The organism is Variovorax raffinosi, from assembly GCF_051216615.1.
GTDB lineage: Bacteria > Pseudomonadota > Gammaproteobacteria > Burkholderiales > Burkholderiaceae_C > Variovorax.
The window spans coordinates 139,000-158,619 of sequence record NZ_JBPJZR010000003.1 but is presented as its reverse complement, the minus strand read 5'-3'; the positions used below and the strand labels follow the sequence as shown (position 1 = coordinate 158,619).

The 19,620-nt window shown below is 67.6% G+C and carries 11 protein-coding genes; 4 read left to right on the top strand and 7 right to left on the bottom strand.

The window, feature by feature from the left end; translation table 11 throughout:
* The first annotated feature begins 209 nt into the window (after positions 1 to 209).
* On the top strand, positions 210 to 959 hold the full coding sequence (locus ACSFB7_RS11830) for a TerC family protein (RefSeq protein WP_435470244.1): 750 nt from the start codon (positions 210 to 212) through the stop codon (positions 957 to 959).
* 76 nt (positions 960 to 1,035) lie between these two features.
* Here ACSFB7_RS11830 and ACSFB7_RS11825 read toward each other — a convergent pair whose 3' ends face one another.
* Positions 1,036 to 1,980, bottom strand: coding sequence for a LysR family transcriptional regulator (locus ACSFB7_RS11825; protein WP_435470242.1), 945 nt, complete (start codon positions 1,978 to 1,980; stop codon positions 1,036 to 1,038).
* A 115-nt stretch (positions 1,981 to 2,095) separates the two neighbouring features.
* Between ACSFB7_RS11825 and ACSFB7_RS11820 the strand changes: the two genes are divergently transcribed.
* Together ACSFB7_RS11820 and ACSFB7_RS11815 are read left to right on the top strand one after the other, a co-directional pair.
* Positions 2,096 to 3,529, top strand: coding sequence for a M20 family metallopeptidase (locus tag ACSFB7_RS11820; RefSeq protein ID WP_435470240.1), 1,434 nt, complete (start codon positions 2,096 to 2,098; stop codon positions 3,527 to 3,529).
* Positions 3,530 to 3,542: 13 nt separating this feature from the next.
* On the top strand, positions 3,543 to 4,532 hold the full coding sequence (locus ACSFB7_RS11815; protein ID WP_435470238.1) for a Bug family tripartite tricarboxylate transporter substrate binding protein: 990 nt from the start codon (positions 3,543 to 3,545) through the stop codon (positions 4,530 to 4,532).
* Positions 4,533 to 4,557: 25 nt separating this feature from the next.
* Here the strand turns inward: ACSFB7_RS11815 and ACSFB7_RS11810 are convergent, their stop codons facing one another.
* The 6 genes from ACSFB7_RS11810 to ACSFB7_RS11785 form a co-directional block, all read right to left on the bottom strand.
* The gene (locus ACSFB7_RS11810) at positions 4,558 to 5,841 is read right to left on the bottom strand and encodes a TCR/Tet family MFS transporter (protein ID WP_435470236.1); all 1,284 of its coding nucleotides are present in this window, start codon (positions 5,839 to 5,841) and stop codon (positions 4,558 to 4,560) included.
* 4 nt (positions 5,842 to 5,845) lie between these two features.
* The gene (locus ACSFB7_RS11805; RefSeq protein ID WP_435470234.1) at positions 5,846 to 6,856 is read right to left on the bottom strand and encodes a glycosyltransferase family 2 protein; all 1,011 of its coding nucleotides are present in this window, start codon (positions 6,854 to 6,856) and stop codon (positions 5,846 to 5,848) included.
* Positions 6,853 to 8,127, bottom strand: coding sequence for an acyltransferase family protein (locus ACSFB7_RS11800; RefSeq protein WP_435470232.1), 1,275 nt, complete (start codon positions 8,125 to 8,127; stop codon positions 6,853 to 6,855). The genes ACSFB7_RS11805 and ACSFB7_RS11800 overlap by 4 nt, the downstream gene beginning before the upstream one ends.
* 196 nt (positions 8,128 to 8,323) lie before the next feature.
* Positions 8,324 to 8,554 carry an MbtH family protein gene (locus tag ACSFB7_RS11795; RefSeq protein ID WP_435470230.1) on the bottom strand — a complete coding sequence of 77 codons (231 nt, stop codon included), beginning with the start codon at positions 8,552 to 8,554 and terminating at the stop codon, positions 8,324 to 8,326.
* Between the two features lie 25 nt (positions 8,555 to 8,579).
* Positions 8,580 to 9,899 (bottom strand): glycosyltransferase, encoded by a 1,320-nt coding sequence (locus ACSFB7_RS11790; RefSeq protein ID WP_435470228.1) that lies wholly within the window; start codon positions 9,897 to 9,899, stop codon positions 8,580 to 8,582.
* An 8-nt stretch (positions 9,900 to 9,907) separates the two neighbouring features.
* The gene (locus tag ACSFB7_RS11785; RefSeq protein WP_435470226.1) at positions 9,908 to 17,395 is read right to left on the bottom strand and encodes a non-ribosomal peptide synthetase; all 7,488 of its coding nucleotides are present in this window, start codon (positions 17,393 to 17,395) and stop codon (positions 9,908 to 9,910) included.
* A gap of 545 nt (positions 17,396 to 17,940) precedes the next feature.
* Here ACSFB7_RS11785 and ACSFB7_RS11780 point away from each other — a divergent pair.
* Entirely contained in the window at positions 17,941 to 19,578 is a 1,638-nt protein-coding gene (locus ACSFB7_RS11780; protein WP_435470224.1) for a phospholipase D family protein, read from the top strand.
* The last annotated feature ends 42 nt before the right edge of the window (positions 19,579 to 19,620 follow it).

Here is a 19,620-nt window from a genome sequence, read left to right as displayed (position 1 = left end):
GCAATGGTGCGAGCGCGGTGGATCACGATGTGTCTCCTTGATGGAGCGCTGTAGGGCGCGCTGCATCATATCCAGCCGTGGAGTGGATGCCATCATCCTCGGGCGCAGAACCCCGGGCGAGTGAAAAGGCGCTCGCCAGAAGCTTGTGTGGCATTCTGCGCACGCACGTTCCATCAACTCTTCCCGGCTGCCGTACTGAAAGAACTTCGATGCTTGAACTCCTGACGGACCCCCAGGTCTGGATTGCCTTCGCCACCTTGACGGCGCTCGAGCTGGTCCTGGGCATCGACAACATCATCTTCATCTCGATCCTGGTGGACAAGCTGCCTCCTGCCAACCGCGAATCCGCGCGACGGATCGGGTTGTTCATGGCCATGTTCATGCGCATCGGGCTGCTGCTGGTTCTGGCCTGGATCGTGGGCCTGGTCGCGCCGCTGTTTTCGGTGCTGGGGCAGGAGATTTCGGGCCGTGACCTGATCCTGATTCTGGGTGGACTGTTCCTGATCTGGAAGAGCACGACCGAGGTTCATCAATCGCTGGAAGGCGCGCACGAAGAGAAATCCAGCACGGCCAAGGCGACCTTCGCCTCCGTCCTGCTCCAGATCATGGTGATCGATCTGGTGTTCTCGCTGGACTCGATCATCACCGCCGTCGGCATGGTGGATGACGTGCGCGTGATGATCGCGGCGGTGGTCGTGTCCGTGCTCCTGATGATGCTGTTCGCCGGCCCGATCGGCCGCTTCGTCTCGAACCATCCCAGCATCAAGATGCTGGCGCTGGCCTTCCTGGTCGTGGTGGGCGTGGTGCTCGTCGCGGAGGGCTTCGAGCATCATGTGCCCAAGGGCTATGTGTACTTCGCGATGGCTTTTTCCCTTGCCGTGGAGATGCTCAACATCAGGATGCGCAAGAAGTCGGCCAAGGCGGTGGAATTGCATCCGCCCCGCATGCCGGGGGATTGAAGGGCGAGTCGCGCCTCTTGACCGTTCTGCGTGATCGGCCCGGCCAGTGCACGTCAGCGCGCTGAGCTGAGCCTCATCAAGCGCGGGAACGAGTCCGCGCGACCCCGAGCTTGCGCCGGCCCGCCTTGGCGATGGTCTCCACCAGGTGCTGCACGAAGTCCTGCGCCAGCGGCGGCAGGGTGCGGCCTTCGAGCGCCAGCACCTGCAACTGGCGCTGCTGCAGCGGCGCTTCGGCAAAGGGCCGCGCCACCACCGTGCCGGCGTCGATCAGGTGCATCACCGTGAGAAGGCCCGACAGCATCACGTCGGACGTGCGCAGCAGCGGCAGCAGCACCGACGAGAAGTTGCTCACGAAGATCGCGCGGTACTGCAGCCCTTGCAGGCTGCAGGCCTGGTCGAACAACTGGCGCGCGGTCACGCCCTTGTCGCCCACGGCCAGCGGATAGCGCACCGCGTCGGCCACCGACACCACGCGCTGCCGCGCCAGCGGATGGTTGGGCCGCAGCACCGCGTACACCGGCGCGGTGGCCGCGTGTGCAACGGCCAGGCCGGGCTCCGGCGCCACGACGTACTTGAGCGCGATGTCGGTTTCGCCGCGCGCCAGCAGCGCGCTCACGCCGTCGGGCGAGCCCACGTGCAGTTCGAGCTGGCAGCCCGGGTTTGCCTCTTCGAAGCTGCGCATCACCAGCGGCATGAAGTGCCCGGCAAAGCCTTCGGTGCAGGCCACCCGGATGCGGCGCGCGCCCTGGCCGCCGAGGTCGCGCACCTGCTCGAACACCTGTTCGATGTCGAGCTGCGCGTTGCGCAGATGCGCCGCCAGCCGCTCGCCGGCGGCCGTGAGCGCCATGCCGCGCGCATGCCGCTCGAACAGCGGCGTGCCCAGGCTGTCTTCGAGCTTGGCGATCTGCCGGCTCACCGCCGACGATGCGACGAACAGCCGCGCAGCGGCCTGGTTGACCGAGCCGCTGCGTGCCACTTCGAGGAAGTGGCGCATCGGGATGCTGAGAAGTGGAAGGGCCATGCGCGCCGCCAGGTGTTGCCTTGAAGGCAATGGTAGCTTGCCAAAACGATGCTGGAAGCATCGGCCTTCAGGCCTTGTACTTGCTGCACCCGATGGACAGACAAGGACACCCTTCATGCAACGCACCGACAGCCTCGCCGCTGCCACCGCCTATTTCGACGGCGGCGGCTTCTTCGCCGACCTCCAGCGCCGCATCGCCTTTCGCACCGAAAGCGACACCGGTGCCGTCACGCCCGCGCTCGAGGCCTACCTGCGCGAAGAACTGATGCCGCCGCTCGCGGCGCTCGGCTTCGCCTGCGAGGTCGTCGCCAACCCGGTGCCCGGCGGCGGCCCCTTTCTCATCGCGCGCCGCATCGAAGACCCGGCGCTGCCCACGGTGATGACCTACGGCCACGGCGACGTCGTGAGCGGGCAGGACGCGCAGTGGGACGAGGGCCTTGCGCCGTGGTCGCTCACCGTGCGCGGCGAGCGCTGGTATGGGCGCGGCACGGCCGACAACAAGGGTCAGCACAGCATCAACCTCGGCGGGCTGGCCGCCGCCATCGAGGCGCGCGGCGGGCGCCTGGGCTACAACATGACCTGGCTCGTCGAGATGGGCGAAGAGGCCGCCTCGCCCGGTCTGCACGCGGTGTGCGCGCAGGAGCGCGACAAGCTGCGCGCCGACCTGTTCATCGCCAGTGACGGCCCGCGCGTGAGCGCCGATCGGCCCACGCTGTTCCTGGGTTCGCGCGGCGCCGTCAACTTCAGCCTGCGGCTGCGCGCCCGGCCTCGCGGCTACCACTCGGGCAACTGGGGCGGCGTGCTGGCCAACCCGGGCACGGTGCTCAGCCATGCGGTGGCCTCGCTGGTGGATGCGCGCGGTCGCATCCTGGTCGACGCCTTGCGCCCGCCGCCGGTCACGCAGACGGTGCGCGATGCGCTGGCCGGCATCGCCATCGGCGGCGGCACCGACGACCCCGCGCTCGACGAAGGCTGGGGCGAGCCCGGCTTGAGCCCGGCCGAACGCCTGGTGGCGTGGAACACCATCGAGGTGCTGGCGCTCGGTGCGGGTTCGGCCGCGCGGCCGGTCAACGCCATTCCTTCGGAGGCCGTGGCGCATTGCCAGTTGCGCTTCGTGGTGGGAACGCCCTGGCAAGACCTGCGGCAGATCGTGCGCACGCACCTCGATGCGCATGGCTTCGGGCAGGTGGAAGTCGAGATCACGCTGACCGGCGCGGCCACGCGGCTCGACGTTGAAAACCCATGGGTCGGCTGGGCCCGCGAGTCCATCGAAAAAAGCAGCGGACAGAAGCTGGACCTGCTGCCCAACCTGGCGGGTTCGCTGCCCAATGACGTGTTCGCCGACCTGCTGGGTTTGCCGACGCTGTGGGTGCCGCATTCGTACCCCGCGTGCGCGCAGCACGCGCCCAACGAGCATCTGCTCGCGCCGCTGGCGCGCGCGGGCTTGCGGATCATGGCCGGCCTGTACTGGGACCTGGGCGAGCCCGGCGCCGCGCCGTGGACCACGGGGCGTGTTTCTTCCACTGCTTCCGCTTCCGCAACCTCCTGACACGCACGCATCCATGAAACCCACTGTCTCCCGCCGCACCTTCGGCCTGCTGCTCGGCGCCAGCGCCGTCGTGGCAATGCATGACCCCGCGTTCGCACAGGACGCCTGGCCCGAGCGCGCCATCAAGCTCGTCGTTCCATTCCCGCCCGGCGGGGGCACCGACATCGTGGCGCGCGCGATGGGGCAGACCCTGTCGGAGCGGCTCGGACAGCCCATCGTGGTCGACAACAAGCCCGGTGCCGCGACCATCATCGGCACCGACGCGGCGGCCAAGGCCGCACCCGACGGCTACACGCTGCTGCTCTCCGGCTCGACCAGCTACAGCGTGAATCCGGCGCTGCGCGCCAGGCTGCCCTATGACCCGGTGCGCGACCTGGCGCCCATTGCCATCGTGGCGCGCACGCCGCTGGTGCTGGTGGTGGGCAAGGGGACGCCGTGGCACTCGGTGGCCGAACTCGTCGCGGCGGCCAAGGCCAAGCCCAGGAGCATCCGCTACGCCACCTTCGGCGCGGGCTCGGGCCCGCACCTGGCGGGCGAACTGCTGGCGCTGGCCGCCGGCATCCAGTTGCAGGACATTCCGTACAAGGGCAGCAGCCAGAGTTCGATGGCCGTGATCGGCGGCGAGATCGAGGTTGGCATCGACACCGTGGCCTCGGTCGCGCCGCATGTGCGTTCGGGCAAGCTGCGCGCGCTGGGCATCGTGGGCGCGACGCGCTCCAGCATGCTGCCCGAGGTGCGCACGCTGGCCGAGCTGGGCCTGCCCGACGCCACCTTCGACGCCTGGTACGGCTTTGCCGCGCCGGCGCGCACCCCCGCGCCGGTGATCGACAAGCTCACCCGCGCGGTCACCGCGACCATGGGCAACCCCGCGCTGCAGGCGCAACTGCGCGCGCAGGGCATGGAGCCGGTGGCCATCGGCGCGGCGGTTTTCCGCGCGCAGATGGAAGGCGAGATCTCGCGCTACCGTGCGCTGGCGCACCGCGCGGGGATTGCGGCCGAGTAGGGCGGGCCTTGCTTTGGCGCAACCGTCAGCGAGGGGACGCTGAACAGGCCGCCGGCTCCACCACCGCTGCCGCCGTCACCTTCCGCCGCGTGTACCGCCACGCGATCAGCACGCCGATGCCCAGGAATGCTGCTGCGAGGAAGAAGGGTGCGCCCGGCAAGTGCACCGGCGCGTCCGCGCCGATGAAATAGCCGAAGCTGCCAGCGAACATCGCCGGCCCGACGATGCCTGCCACCGACACCAGGCTCGTCAGCGCGCCCTGAATGCGGCCCTGCTCGGCGGCATCGACCTGCTCGGTGACCAAGGCCTGTGCCGACGGCCCGGCGAACGCCAGCAAGGTGCCGAACGGCAGCGCGGCCAGCAGCATCCAGCCGGCATCGGCAAGGCCGTAGATGACGAAGCCGAGCACGCCGAAACCCATGCCGAACAGCAGGGTGCGGCGCTCGCCGAAGCGCTTCACGCCCGGCCCGATCAACAGCGCGTTGACCCCCACGCTGAGCACGCCCACCAATCCGAGCACCCAGCCCACGGCGTCTTCCTTCCAGTGGTACTGGTAGTCGGCGAACAGCACGAACACGCTGGGGTAAACGTACTGGGCGAGGTTGACGAGGAAGATCACCGCCGCCAGTCCGAACACCTGCGGATAGCGTTTGAGCAGCACCAGCGATCCGACCGGATTGGCATGCGACCAGTCGAACTTGCGGGCGCGCCGCTCGGGCGGCAGCGATTCCGGCAACACGAACCATCCGTAGCAGAAGCTGAGCATGGTCAGGCCGGCCGCGAACCAGAACGGCAGGCGCGCATCGATGTGGCTCAGTTGCCCGCCGAGCACCGGCCCGATCACCAGGCCCAGCCCGAAGGCCGCGCCCACGATGCCGTAGCTCCTGGCGCGCTGCTCGGGCGGCGTCACGTCGGCAATGTAGGCATTGGCAATGGTGAAGCTGGCCGCGAACACACCCGACACCACGCGCCCGACGAACAGCCACGGCAAGCTGTCGGCCAGGGCCATGAACACGAAGTCCACGCCCAGCCCCAGGCACGACAGCAGGATCACCGGCCGCCGCCCGAAGCGATCGGACAACGCGCCCTGGATCGGCGAGCAGATGAACTGGATCGCCGCGAACGCGGTGCCGAACACCGCGATCCAGTAGGCCGCCGTCGCGGTGCTGCCGCCGGCCAGGCGCTCCACCAGATGCGGCAGGCCGGGAAGGATCAGGCCGAACGCCAGGAAGTCGATCAGCACGGTCACGAAGATGAAGGCGAGCGCGGCGCGGCGTGCGCGCGGCGCCTGAAGGGGCGAGGTCGTCATGGGTTCACGGAAGTTGTTCCGCTTCCGTTGCCCGGCTACTGCGGCTCAGATACTTGCCCACGCGGGGGTGCACCTCGCCGAGGCCGCCCAGCCGGCCGAAAAATCCATCGAAGAAGCCGACCATCAGCGCGATGCTTTTTCTCAAGCGGTCGCGCTCGAACATCAGCATCGGCAGGATCTGCTTGAACGTGTAGACGTTGATGAACAGGATCGCGGGAAAGGCGCGCACATGCGCCCGCGAGAGGTCCAGGGCATTGCGCGCAATGTAGTAGCGCCGCGAGGCCGGGTAGTTGATGAAGTGGATCTTCCAGCCGAACAGCGACCTCGCCTCGATCTGGCCGATCTGGTGCCGCAGGACGACGTGCGGGTTGAGATACAGCGGCACATCGCGGCGCAGGGCGCGCATGCAGTAGTCGGTGTCCACATGGTCGATCACGTAGCGCTCGTCGAACCGACCGACCTTGGCCCATGCAGCACGCGAAATCAACGAGCCCGACGAGATCAGGAAGGCGCAGCGAAGCAGCGGCTCGGTGAAGGGCTGCTGCAGGTCGAACTGATAGACGCGCTTGCCCTGGAGGCCGAATTGCGGAATGAGCGCATCCAGGTTCGTGTCGTGCACGAGCGGGCCGATCAGGAAGGCCGCATCTTTCTCGTCCTCTCGACTGCGGGCGGCCATCGCGGCCTCGCACATGGCGGCGAAGTAGCCGGGCGGCAGCTTCGAATCCTGGTCGAGCAGGAAGAAGAGTTCAGCGCCTCGCGCTTCGAGTTCGACGATGCCGCAATTGAAAGCCCCTGCGATGCCGCCGCGGTTGCCGTTGTGCAGCACATGGATGCCTGCATCGGCGAGCGGCCGATACCAATCGCCCGCTTGTGGCGTGTTGTCGACCACGCACAGGCGCGCGCATGACCCGGCAAGCATGTGGAGATTCGCTAACTGCTCGTCGGTCGGGAAATAGGTGACGACGACGGCGCCGAACGGGAAGGCGTCGCACTCGTTGCCAGGCGGATTGCTCATCGTCGCGTTCCTTGCAGAGGTTGCTTCAATCCATTGCCATGGATGCCATGGACTGCGGCGCCCATTCGCGCACGCTTGCCGCGCGCGATGCCCGGCTTCTCGACAAGGTGGTAGCTGGCAACCGATGCCGCCACGAGCAGCAGCGCGCACAAGGTGCCCACCAGCCAGTACTGCATCGCCCCGGCCATCGCGAAGTCGCGCACCGGCGGTATCGCGAAGACCACGGTCAGCACGAGCCCCTGCAGCAGGTAGATGCTGTAGCTCACCGTGCTCATGCGCCGGGCCACGCGCGTGGCCAGCAGGCCATACAGCGTGCTGCCGCTGCAGACGAGGTGGAAGAAGAGCCAGAGCAGCAAGACCTGAAAGGGGCCGACCATGTGCGGGAACCCGAGGAACAGGGCGAACAGGCAAGCCAGCGCGAGTAGCGAGACAGCCCATTCCGGCAAGCGCTCTCGCAACCGGCTCGCGCCGTCATGCCGTATCAGCCAAGCCGACAGCATCCCCAGGAGGAACGACGCCAGCACCCAGGCCAGCGCACCGATCACCAGCGCCAGCGTTGGCTGTGTGGGCGAGCCGGCCGACGGCAGCGACGCGATGGTCAGCGCAGGCAGGCACAGCAGCAACAAGCCGGCGGCGACGAAGCGCGGCGTCCGCGCGCCGCGCGCGAGCGGTGCCATCAGCCGCAGCGACCCATAGAACAGCCATTCCGCAAAGACCGTCCAGGTCACGCCCGCGAGGATCAAGGTCGTTCCGACGTAACCGTTGATGTCGGGCTGCTGCGGCACGATGCCAAGGGCCAGCCACTGCAGCGCCGCGGCCAGCACGGACCACGCGGGCTCCCTGAGCACGAACCCGGTTCTCCACGCAACGATGAAGAACATCAGGCCGACCGCCAGCAGGTACATCGGGCCGATGCGCCAGAGCCGGCCGATGTAAAGGCTGCGCCAGTCCGGGCGGCCCTTGGCATCGAGCAACTTGCCCCAGAACAGGAAGCCCGTGATCATGAAGAAGACGCCCACGCCGACCTGCCCGAGCAGGGTGGGGAAGCCCGGGGGCGGAAACGTCCATTCGCCGCGCTCGATGTAGCCGTGGGTCACCATCAGGTGATGCACGAAGACGCTCAGCGCGAGAAAGCCGCGCAGCCCGTCGAGCGTTGCGGTGCGCTGGTTGCGCTGCGGTGGCTCGTCGGCCACGCTGAAGAGCGGCAGCGCCAGCATGCCGAGCACGACCAGCACCAGCACGAAGTACGGCCAGACGGAGAAGACGCTCATCGCCGGCGCAGCCTGCGTTGCTGCTGTTGCGTTGTTGTTCCCTGCGGCTTTGCAGGCGCGCGGCTTTTTGTTGCATCCGCAGGCCCGGCACCTTCCCGGTTCGGCGCGCAGGCGCCGGCCACATCACCCACAGCTGGCGGCTGGAACAGCGATGCATACGCCCATGCGGCGCCGCGCCGGTGCAGGGCGAACATCCTCATGCCTTGGTGGCATCGAGGTCCCTGGCCACGAGCGAGAGCGGCCGCATGTCGCGCCAATGGGTCTCGATGAATTCGTCGCAGGCGGCGCGGTCGGTTGCGGCCAGGGCCACGGTCCAGCCGGCGGGCACGCCGACGAAAGCGGGCCACAGCGAGTGTTGTCCTTCTTCATTCACCAGCACCAGGAAGCTGGCGCTCTTGTCGTCAAACGGGTTGCTGCTGCTGCTCATCGGCGATTCCCTTTGCTTGGCGTTTTCAAGCCGTTTCCGCGGATGCGGGGGTTGTGTGTTGAAGTGCGGCGAGGGCTTGCGCAATGCCGTCCAGTGCGTGATGGCGCGCGAAGTCCTCGCGCAGCGCGGCGGCGCGCTGCCGGTAGGTGGAAGGGCCCAGCACCTTGCGCACGGCGTCGCCGATCTGCCGGGCACCGGGCTGGCCGCTGCCGAGATTGATGCCTGCCCCCGACCAGGCCACGCGCGCGGCGATCTCGGGCTTTTCCTCGGTGCCGCCCGCCACCACCAGCGGCACGCCGAGGCTGAGCGCATGGTTGACCGAGCCGTAGCCGCCGTTGGTGACCATCGCATGCACCTTCGGCAGCAACCGGTCGTAGGGCAAAAACGGCAGCACGCGGGCGTTGGCCGGCACGTTCGCACTCAACGCGGCAGGCACCGGGCCGCCGGTGGTGGCGATGACCTGAATGCCCTTGTCGCCCGCCAGGGCCTGCAGGGTCGGGCCGATCAGTTGCGCCGGGTTCTGGTTGGCCAGCGTGCCCTGCGTGACCAGCACGACCGCGCGGCCGTCGTCCAGTTCGTGCCACCAGTCGGGCGGCGTGAAGTCGCGGCTGGCAGGCGCGAGCAACGGGCCGACGAAATGCACCGAGGCGGGCAGGTCGCTGCGCGGGTACTCGAAGGAGGCGGTGGTCGCCTGCAGGTAGAGGTCGGGCAGGGTGACCATCGCGTCAATGAAAAAGTTTGGCAGCGCAGGCAAGGCCATGCACGCCAGCAAGGCGTCGAAGTAGCGCTGCACCTCGCCGAACATCGCCTGCTTGAGGTTGGTGTTCATCGACCGGTTGCGCGCACGCCCTTCGGGTGTGGACGACGGCGCCAGCGCGGTACCGAAGAAGGCCGTGTCGCAACTGGACAGCGGCAGCGCCGAGATGCCGATGGCAACCACCGCCGGACGGGCCGAGCGCGCGCCCAGCAGCAAAGGAAAGGTGCCGCAGAACATCGTGTCGACCACGATGGCGTCGGCCCTGAAGTCCTGCAGGATGCCGCGAAGGCCCTTCAGTTGCGGCGCCATCGCATCCGCGAAGAAATGCTTGAGGCCAAAGCACAACTGCGCATGCGCCGAAGACAGGCGCTGGCGTTCGGGAAAGCGCTGGTCGAGCTGCCGGTAGTCGTAGTCGATGGACGGCTCGAAAGCGGTGAAGCCGGCGCCGGTCGCTTCGGCCTGCGCCCTGAACTGGCTTGCGATGTGCACCCGCACCTCGTGCCCCAGGCCCACCAGATGCTGCGCGATGCCCAGCATCGGCAGCACATGTCCCGGCAACGCGGTTGCCGCAATGAGATAGCGTGCCATCGGTGCTCCTAGGACTTGCTTGTTTCCAGCGTGCGGCGCGCCTTGGTGTCGATGCCCAGATCGACGAAGTAGCGCTGCAGCAGGTCGCGGTCCACCGGCCGGATGGGCGCGCCGATGGCTTCGAGCTGCGCGTGCGTTGCCGCGCCGCTCACCTGCGGCGGCGTGGCCGAGGTGTCGTAGCGGTCGAGGATTGCCAGCACCGCCGCCAGGTCGCGGTCTTGCCCGACCGCGAGCCGCGCATGCGCGCGCTGCAGCCAGGGCTCCAGCCCCACCGGTTCGAGCCGCATGCCCAGCCGCTCGAAGACGGGTGGAATGTCGCGCACCCGCAGCGGCGCCTGGCTCATCAGGTGGAACACCTGGCCCCACGACGCCTGCTGCCCCGCCAGGCCGAGGATGGCGCGCGCCACGTCGTCCACCGGCGTCAGGTTCAGTGGCAGGTCCATGTCGGGAATCGCTTCCAGGTCCGCATAGAGATGCGCCACGCGCCAGATCAGGTCTTCGGCGTTGCAGATCGCATGCGTGTGGTCGCCGGTCACCGCGCCCAGCCGGTAGATCGCGACCGGCATGCCGCGCGCCTGCGCTTCGCGGGCCAGCGCATCGCCGACCCACTTGCTCTGGCTGTAGCCGTCCACCAGGCCGCGCCACGAGGCCAGCGCGGATTGCTCGGTGACGGTGCCGTCCTTGTTGTTCTGGTCGATCACCGCGAGCGTGGACACGTAGTGCATGCTCTTCGGCCGGCCCTGCGACGTCCATTCGAGCAGCGTGACCACGCTGCCGACATTCGCCGCCTTCAGGCTCGCATAGGGATGCAGAAAGTCGACCTGCGCGGCGCAGTGGTAGATGGCGTCGCAGCCATCGCGCACCAGTTGCACCGCGCTGTCGTCGAGGCCGAGTTGCGGCTTGCCGAGGTCGCCGGTCACGACCTTGATGCGCGCGTCGTCCCAGATCGCGCCGAGCTGGCGCTGCGCCAGCGTGCGCTTCAGGCGCAGCGTGCCCGCGTCCTCGTCGGCGGCGCGCACATGGCAGACCACGCAGGCCGATGTGTCGCGCAGCAGCGCGGCCAGCAGGTGGCTGCCGACGAAGCCGCTGGCACCGGTGAGGAACACGCGCTTCGGCGCGAGCGTCGGCGACGTGTCTTGGCTGCGGATGTGCTCTGGCAAATGCAGTTCGCGCGACAGGTCCAGCGCCTCGGCCACACCGCCGGCGTTGTCGAGCCATGCCGCCAGCTCGGCAATCGACGGCCGGTTGTAGACCTCGGCATGCGGAAAGTCTGGCCGCATGCGTTCGCGGATGCGCATGCCGAGCTGGATCGCCATCAGCGAATGGCCACCGAGTTCGAAGAAGTTGTCGTGAATGCCGACGCGCTCCAGGTGCAGGGTTTCAGCCCAGAGTCCGGCGAGCTGTTTCTCGGTCGGCGTGCGGGGTTCGGCGTACGGCGCGGCGGCCTGCTGCTCGGGCACCGGCAGCGCCTTGCGGTCGAGCTTGCCGCTCTGGTTCAGCGGCAGGGTCGGCAGGTGGACGAAGGCCGAAGGCACCATGTAGTCGGGCAGCGCCTGCGCCATGTGGGCGCGCAGTTCGGTCGGCTGCAAGTCGTCGGCGGCGACCACGTAGGCCACCAGCCGCTTGTCGCCCGGCACGTCCTCGCGCACGACCACGGCGGCTTGCGTCACCTGCGGATGCCGCAGCAGCACGGATTCGATCTCGCCGGTCTCGATGCGGAAGCCGCGAATCTTCACCTGCTGGTCGGCACGGCCGAGAAAGTCGAGGCTGCCATCGCTGCGCCAGCGTGCGAGGTCGCCGCTGCGGTACATGCGGCTGCCAGGTGCACCGTGCGGGTCGGCGATGAAGCGCTCGGCGCTGAGCAGCGGGCGGTTCAGGTAGCCGCGCGCCAGGCCGCTGCCCGCGATGTACAGCTCGCCTGCAACGCCGGGTGGCATCGGCTGCAGGCTGTCGTCGAGCACATACATCCGCGTGTTCCAGATCGGCTGGCCGATGGAGGGCTGCGCTTCGCCCGTCATCGGCGCGCTCATGCTCGCGCAGATGGTGATCTCGGTCGGGCCGTAGGCGTTGACCATGCGGCGGCCTTGCGACCACCGCGCGGCCAGCGCGGCAGGGCAGGCATCGCCGCCCACCACCAGCGTCTGCAGGTGACGGAACTCGCCATGCGGCAAGGTCGCGAGCGCGGCGGGCGGAATCAGCGCATGGCTCACGGCCTGCCTGTCGAGCAGGTCGGCCAGGTCCGGGCCCAGCAGTTGTTGGGCCGCCGGTACCACCAGCGCGGCGCCGGCATGGAAGGCCATCAACGCGTCCATGACAGACGCGTCGAAACCACAGGAAGAGAACTGCAGCACGCGCGAATCGTGGCCGATGGCGAGCCGCTGCGCCATGGCCGTCCCCAGGCTGCTCAAGCCTGCATGAGGCACCACCACGCCTTTGGGCACGCCGGTGGAGCCGGAGGTGTAGATGATGTAGGCGGCCTCCTGTGGATCGGCTGCCTGTGCTGGCGCCACAGGATCGTCGGACTGGATCGCCAGCGCGGCGACGGTCTCATCGCTGTCGAGCGCCAAGGCATGGGGAACGCCGGCCAGTCGTGGCAGCAGCGCGGCATGGGTCAGCACAGCAGCCGGTGCCGCTTCCTCGAACACGAAGGCGCTGCGCGCCGACATGTGATGCGGATCGATCGGCAGGTAGGCCGCCCCCGCCTTGACGATGGCCAGATGCGCCACGACAAGGTCGAGCGAGCGCGGCAACACCGTCGCGACGATGGCGCCCGCCGCGATGCCTTGCCGGCGCAGCAGGTGTGCGAGCCGGTTCGCGCGCAGATCGAGTTCGGCATAGCTGAGCGTGGCGTCGTCCAGCACCACCGCTGGCGCATGCGGCCGCTCGGCGGCATGGGCCTGCACCATCGCGGCCAGCGTGAGCGGCGGCAGATCGCGCGTGGGCCCGCTCCAGTCGGTCAGCAGACGCCGGTGCTCGTCGACACTGAGGATGGCAAGGCTGCTCACCGCCTCGTCGGGCGCCTCGCAAGCCTCTTCCAGCAAGCGCACCAGACGCGCCGCGATGGCCTCGACCGTGGCGCGATCGAACAGGTCGGTGCTGTACTGGATGCCGCCGGCAATGCCGCCCGGCAAGCCGTCGGCGCCGCGCAGCTCGTCGAGGATGAAGGACAGGTCGAACTTCGCGGTGTCGATGGCCACCGGCTGCGGCGTGATCGACAAGCCGGGCAGGCTGAAGGACAAGCGGTTGCCACCCTGCTGGAACCCGAGCATCACGCGGAACAGCGGCAGGTTGGCGCGCGAGCGCTCCGGCCGCAGCAGCTCCACGATGCGGTCGTATGGGAACTCCTGATTCGCATAGGCCGCAAGGTTGGTGGTGCGCACCCGCGCGACGAGTTCGCGCAGGCTCGGTTGTCCCGAGGCATCGGTGCGCAGCACCAGTGCGTTGACGAAGCAGCCGATCAGCTCGTCGAGCGCGTGATCGCTGCGTCCTGCGACCGGCGTGCCGATGACGATGTCGTCGCCACCACCCAGCCGGTTCAGCAAGCCCGCCAGCGCGGCCTGCAGCACCATGAAGACGCTGGCCTGGCCATCGCGCGCCAGTTGCAGCATGCGCTCGTGAACGCGTGCACCGATCTGTACCGGCACCACGTCGCCGCGATAGCTGGGCACGGCCGGGTACGGGCGGTCGGTGGGCAGGCTCATCTGCTCGGGCAGGTCGCGCAGGGTCTCGCGCCAGAACTCGCGCTGGCGGCCGGCCATGCTCTCGGGGTCGTCTTCGCTGCCGAGCAGTTCCTGCTGCCACAGCGCGTAGTCGGCGTACTGCAGCGGCAGCGGCGCCCAGCCCGGCGCCTTGCCTTCGCAGCGCACGGCATAAGCCACGCTCAGGTCGCGCGCCAATGGCAACAGCGAGGCGCCATCGCCGACGATGTGGTGCGTGAGCAGCAGCAGCACATGCTCGTCGGCGGCGAGCTTGAACAGATGCGCACGCAAGGGCGCGGTGCTGCCCAGCTCGAAGCCGCTGCGGGCGGCGGCATGCAACTGCGCGGGGATCTCGTCTTCGCTGCTGTCGGCTTCGATCACCGCCGGCCGTGCATCCGCGCCGTCGAGGATGTGCTGGTAGGGCAGTCCGTCCTCGTTCGGGTAGATGGTGCGCAGGCTTTCATGGCGCTGTACCAGATCGCTCAATGCCTTGTGCAGTGCCGCGCGGTCCAGCACGCCGGACAGGCGCAAGGCCAGCGGCATGTTGTAGGCCGGGTTGGCCTGTTCGAGCTGGTTCATCAACCACAGGCGGCGCTGCGCGAACGACAGCGGAATGCGCGCCGGGCGCGGCATCGGCGTGAGGTTGGGGCGTGCCACCGATTCCTGGTCGAGCAGCTCCGCAAGACCCGCGATGGTCGAGACCTGGAACAGCGTGTCCACCGGCAGGTCGATCATGAACTGCTGCCGGATCATCGAGATGAGCTGCACGATCATCAGCGAGTGGCCGCCGAGTTCGAAGAAGTTGTCGTGGACACCGACGCGCTGCAGGTGCAGGGTCTCGGCCCAGAGGCCGGCCAGTATCTTTTCGGTGGGCGTGCGCGGTGCGGCGTAAGGCGTGGCGGCTTGCTGCTCGGGCGCCGGCAGCGCCTTGCGGTCGAGCTTGCCGCTCGGGCCCAGCGGCAGGGCCGGCAGGCTGACGAAGGCCGAGGGCACCATGTAGTCGGGCAGGGCCTGCGCCAGGTGCGCGCGCAATTCGGCCGCTTGCGGATCGCTGGCATCCGCCGCAACGACGTAGGCCACGAGGCGCTTGTCGCCTGCCGCGTCTTCACGTGCGATCACCGCCGCCTGCGCAACTTGCGGGTGCCGCAGCAGCACCGATTCGATCTCGCCCGGCTCGATGCGCAGGCCACGGATCTTCACCTGCTGGTCGGCGCGGCCGAGAAAGTCGAGGCTGCCGTCGTGGCGCCAGCACGCGAGGTCGCCGGTGCGGTACATGCGGCTGCCGGGCGCGCCGTGGGGGTTGGCAATGAAGCGCTCGGCGCTGAGCAGCGGGCGGTTCAGGTAGCCGCGTGCCAGGCCGACGCCCGCGATGTACAGCTCGCCGGCCACGCCCGGTGGCACCGGCTGCAGGCCGCTGTCGAGCACATGCATCTGCGTGTTCCAGATCGGGCGGCCGATGGGAACGCGCTCCGATGCCGATTCGATCTCCGGCGTGCGCAGGCATTCCCACGCGGTGACGTCGACCGCTGCTTCGGTCGGGCCATAGAGGTTGTGCAGTTCGCAGGACAGGTGCTGCTGGAACTGCGATTGCAGCGCGGACGACAAGGCCTCGCCGCTGCAGATCACCCGACGCAGCGACGTGCACGCGGAGGCCGTGGGTTCGCGCAGGAAGACTTCGAGCATCGAGGGCACGAAGTGCAGCGTGGTGATGCCTTCCCTGCCGATGAGGTCGGCCAGGTAGGCCGCGTCCTTGTGGCCGCCCGGCTTGGCGAGCACCAGCGTCGCGCCGTCGATCAGCGGCCAGAAGAATTCCCAGACCGACACGTCGAAGCTTGATGGGGTTTTCTGCAGCACGCGGTCGTCGGCCTGCAGGCCGTAGCGGTCCTGCATCCAGCGCAGGCGATTGACGATGGCGCGGTGCGACACCACCGCGCCCTTCGGCGTGCCGGTGGAGCCGGAGGTGTAGATCACATAGGCCGGATGCGAGGGGTCGATGGCAACGCCGGGGTTGGTGTCCGCGCAACTCACCAGTTCGGCAATCGTTTGCGGAAGGTCGAGCAGCAGTTGCGATGCGTGGCCCGGCAGTGCCTCCGACAAGGCGACGGTCGTGATCAGGCACACGGGCTGCGCGTCGCCGAGCATGAAGGCGATGCGGTCCTGCGGAAAATCCGGATCGACTGGCAGGTAGGCAGCGCCGGTCTTCAGGACGGCCAGCAACGCGACCATCAGCTCGAACGAACGCGGGATGGCCAGCGCCACCGTGCGTTCGGGGCCCGCGCCGCGTGCACGCAGCAGGTGGGCCAATCGATTGGCGCGACGGTTCAGCTCGTCGTTGCGCATCGCCTGTCCGTCGAAGCGCAATGCAACGCCACTCGGGTTGGCTGCAAGCTGCGCTTCGATCAATGCCGTGAGATGGGTGTCGGGCACTGCGCGGTCGGTGTCGTTCCAGTCCACCAGCAGTTGCCGGCGTTCACCGGTACTCAGCAGATCGACATGGCCGACGGCCTGATCGGGCTCATCGATCACGGCGGCCATGAAGGCCAGCAACCGGCGTTGATGATCGGCGAGTGCCTGCGCGGTGTAGATCGCGGGGTTGGCGTCGAAGTCGATCTGCAGGTCCTGCCCATTGCCGCGCTCGTACAAAAAGATGCCCAGGTCCTCGGCGGTGCCGTTGGACAGGTTGCGCAGCTTCGCTGCATGCCCCGCGAAACGCAGGTCGTAGTCGAAGGGCTCGACGTTGACCACGGTCGTGAACAGTTGCCGGTTGTTGACCAGCATGTTCAGGTCGTTGCGCAGGTATTCGTAGCGGTAGGACTGGTGCCGCAGGATCTGCCGCATCTGCCGTCCGACCTCGCGGATCAGCTCGGGAATGCGCAGTTGAGCGCTCATCGCAAGTCGCAGCGGCAAGGCATTCGCCACCATGGCCGGCACGCGCCGCATCTGGTCGTTGTGGCGCGCCGTCACCGGAATGCCGATCACCATGTCGGCGATGCCGGTCGCGCGGTACAGGTAGGCGGCGGTGGTGGCGATCAGGATCTGCGGCAGCGTGGTGCCGAGTTCCTGCGCGATGCCCTGCAAGGCCTGCACGCTGGCGGCCGGCAGGTGCACGGTCTGGCGCAGCAGGCCACCGACGTTGACCGAGCGCCGCTGCGCCAGGCTCAGCGGATCGGGTGCATCGGCGAAGCGCTCCATCCAGTACTGGCGATCGCGCGGAAAGCGGCCGGACTCGCGGTAGGCGTTTTCTTCATGGGCAAGCTGCGCGATCGGTGCGAAGCGCGAGGCTTCGGGAGCGTCGGTGTGCTGCATTCGTGCGGTGTAGATGTCCGCGAAGCGGCGTGCAATGAGACCGCCGCCGAAACCGTCGAGCGCGATGTGATGGCAGCGGTGGTACCAGATGTGGCGATTGCCCGAGAGGCGGATCAGCGCGGACAACCACAACTGCCCGTTCGCCAGGTCGATGTTGCGGCTGAAGTCGGCGTGCATCCAGGCCTCTGCGACTGCACGTGGATCGCTCTCTGCGCTGAAGTCGAGGTACAGGATTTCGCGGCTGAGCGGCGGCGCCGCGATCTGCCGCGGCCCGCGCTCGGTATCGACGAAACGCAGCCGCGTGGCCTCGGCTTCTTCGACCACTTGCCGCATGGACGCGAGGAAGATGTCCGGATCGACCGGGCCATCGATCTCGATGGCTTCGGCCAGGTTGAAATTGGTGTCGGGCGAGGCGAACTTGGCGCCGAGCCACATCGCCATCTGACCCGAGGTAAGGGGTGTTGCGTTGTCCAGCAGATCGACGGGTTGCATGCACTACTCCAGGTCTTGAATGAAATCGGTAACGGTGCAAGTGCGCGCGAAATGAAGACGTGGCGAGGCCTTCGGCGAGGGAGAGATGCCGAGTCACGTTTGACAATCCGTTCACATTGCCAAACCAATGTACAAGTGGTTTCAACGATTTCAGTGACGCTTTTTGGCGTATCAATATTTCGCGATGCTCACTGAACGCGAAAGATTTCATCCTGAAGTTGCGATCGGAATCGTGGCTTCCAGAATCGAAGGCTTTCATCGTATTTCGAGGGGAAAACGTGCTCGAGGGATGTTGCAGCGCAGCAACTTCTAGGTCGATGCCTAGGGGTATTCCAGAGCCCTTCGGACCGTGGGTTTTGTCGGTACTGAAAGCCTGGTTAGTACTGTCGTTTGCCGTGATGCGAGCTTGCGCGTTCGCACAGCCTCGATGTCTTTCTGCCGAAGAAATCAACGCACGCGAGCCAGCGAACACATGAGGCCCGCCGCCCGAAAGAGGGAAATAATCCGCCTCACGATCCGGCTGTCCGGACCAAGGGAAGGCCAGGATGAAAAAAACGTTTCGGGACTTGCTTGTCCCCGTCTTTCGCCCGGCATTGGCGCTCGGCATCGCCGTCCTGCTGGCTGCCTGTTCCAGCTTGCCGCCCCAGGTCACCCGCGCGCCGACGTCGGCCATCAGCGACTATGCGCAGACACCACTGGCCGAGATCACGCAGAAGGTGCTGCCGACCGACGGCCGCTCGGGGTTCCAGTTGCAGCCCTATGGCCCGAACTCCTTTGCGACGCGGATCGCGTTGACCAAGCTCGCAACCCGCAGCCTCGACGTGCAGTACTACCTGCTGCAAGGCGACAACACCGGCCTCACGCTGATGCGTGCGTTGCGCGACGCGGCGGCACGGGGCGTTCGTGTTCGCCTGCTGGTCGACGACCTGTACACGAGCGGCGAAGACGATCTGCTGCTGGGCCTTGCCAGCTATCCGAACGTGGAAGTACGCCTGTTCAATCCGTTTCCCGGCGGCCGCGGCAGCGAGATCACGCGCTTCATCAGCTCGGGCCTGGAGTTTCGCCGCGTGAACCGGCGCATGCACAACAAACTCTTCGTCGCCGACAACGCAGCGGCCGTGGCCGGCGGCCGCAACATGGCCGACGAGTACGTGATGAACGCCCAGGGCGCGAACTTCATCGACATGGACACCTTCGTGGCCGGCCCGGTGGTGCGCGACCTGTCCAGCGAGTTCGATCACTACTGGAACAGCGAGGTGGTGTTTCCGCTGGAGCGCATCGCATCCACCGGGCTGACCCGCGCGCAGTTGCAGGGCAACTTCGAGCAGCAGACCGCGAGCGCCAAGCCGCCCGAGGCGAGCGAGATACCGGCGGACGGCAGGCCCCTGCATCCCAGCGGGGGCGAGCCGACATTGGTGGCGCCGGACCTCGTGCCCATGCTCAACCTGCCGTTCGAGCTGGCCAGGCATCGGCTCAGCCCGCTGCTGTGGGCCAAGGCCCGCGTCCTGTTCGATCCGCTGACGAAGACCGAAGGCCTGAACGAGAAGGAGAACTCGATCAAGGGCACCGTCACGGAAGGCGTCATCCACTGGCTCAAGACCGCGAACAGCGACATCAAGATGGTGTCGCCGTACTTCATACCGAGCGAAGGCTCGGTCAACAGCCTGGTGGGCGCGCGCAAGGCCGGGATCAACGTCGAACTCGTGACCAATTCACTGGCGTCGACCGACGAGCCCTGGGTCTACGTGGGCTACTGGGCCCACATCAAGGAACTGCTGAAGGGCGACGTGAAGATCTTCGAGATCAGCCCCTCGCTGAGCGTGAAGCGCCACAAGCTGGGCATCTTCGGCCACCGCACCGGCGCGTTGCACATGAAGAACGCGATCCTCGACCGCAAGGAGGTGTTCCTCGGCTCGATGAACCTCGATCCGCGCTCGGCCATGCTCAACACCGAACTGGGCCTGATCATCGAAAGCCAGGAAATGGCGCAGCAGCTCGAAGGCTTCGCGGACGCCGGCAGCGCCTATGCGCTGCGCCTGGATGCCAATGGCCAGGGCGTCGAGTGGGTGGAGCGGGGCGACGACGGCCAGCAGACGGTGTACGACGTGCCGCCTGAAACCACCGCCTGGCAGCGCTTGCGGCTGCGCCTGATGGCGCCCTTCATTCCTGTGCACGAGCTGTAGAGGTCACCGCCCGTCCTTCAATGCGGACCCGTTTGAATGTCG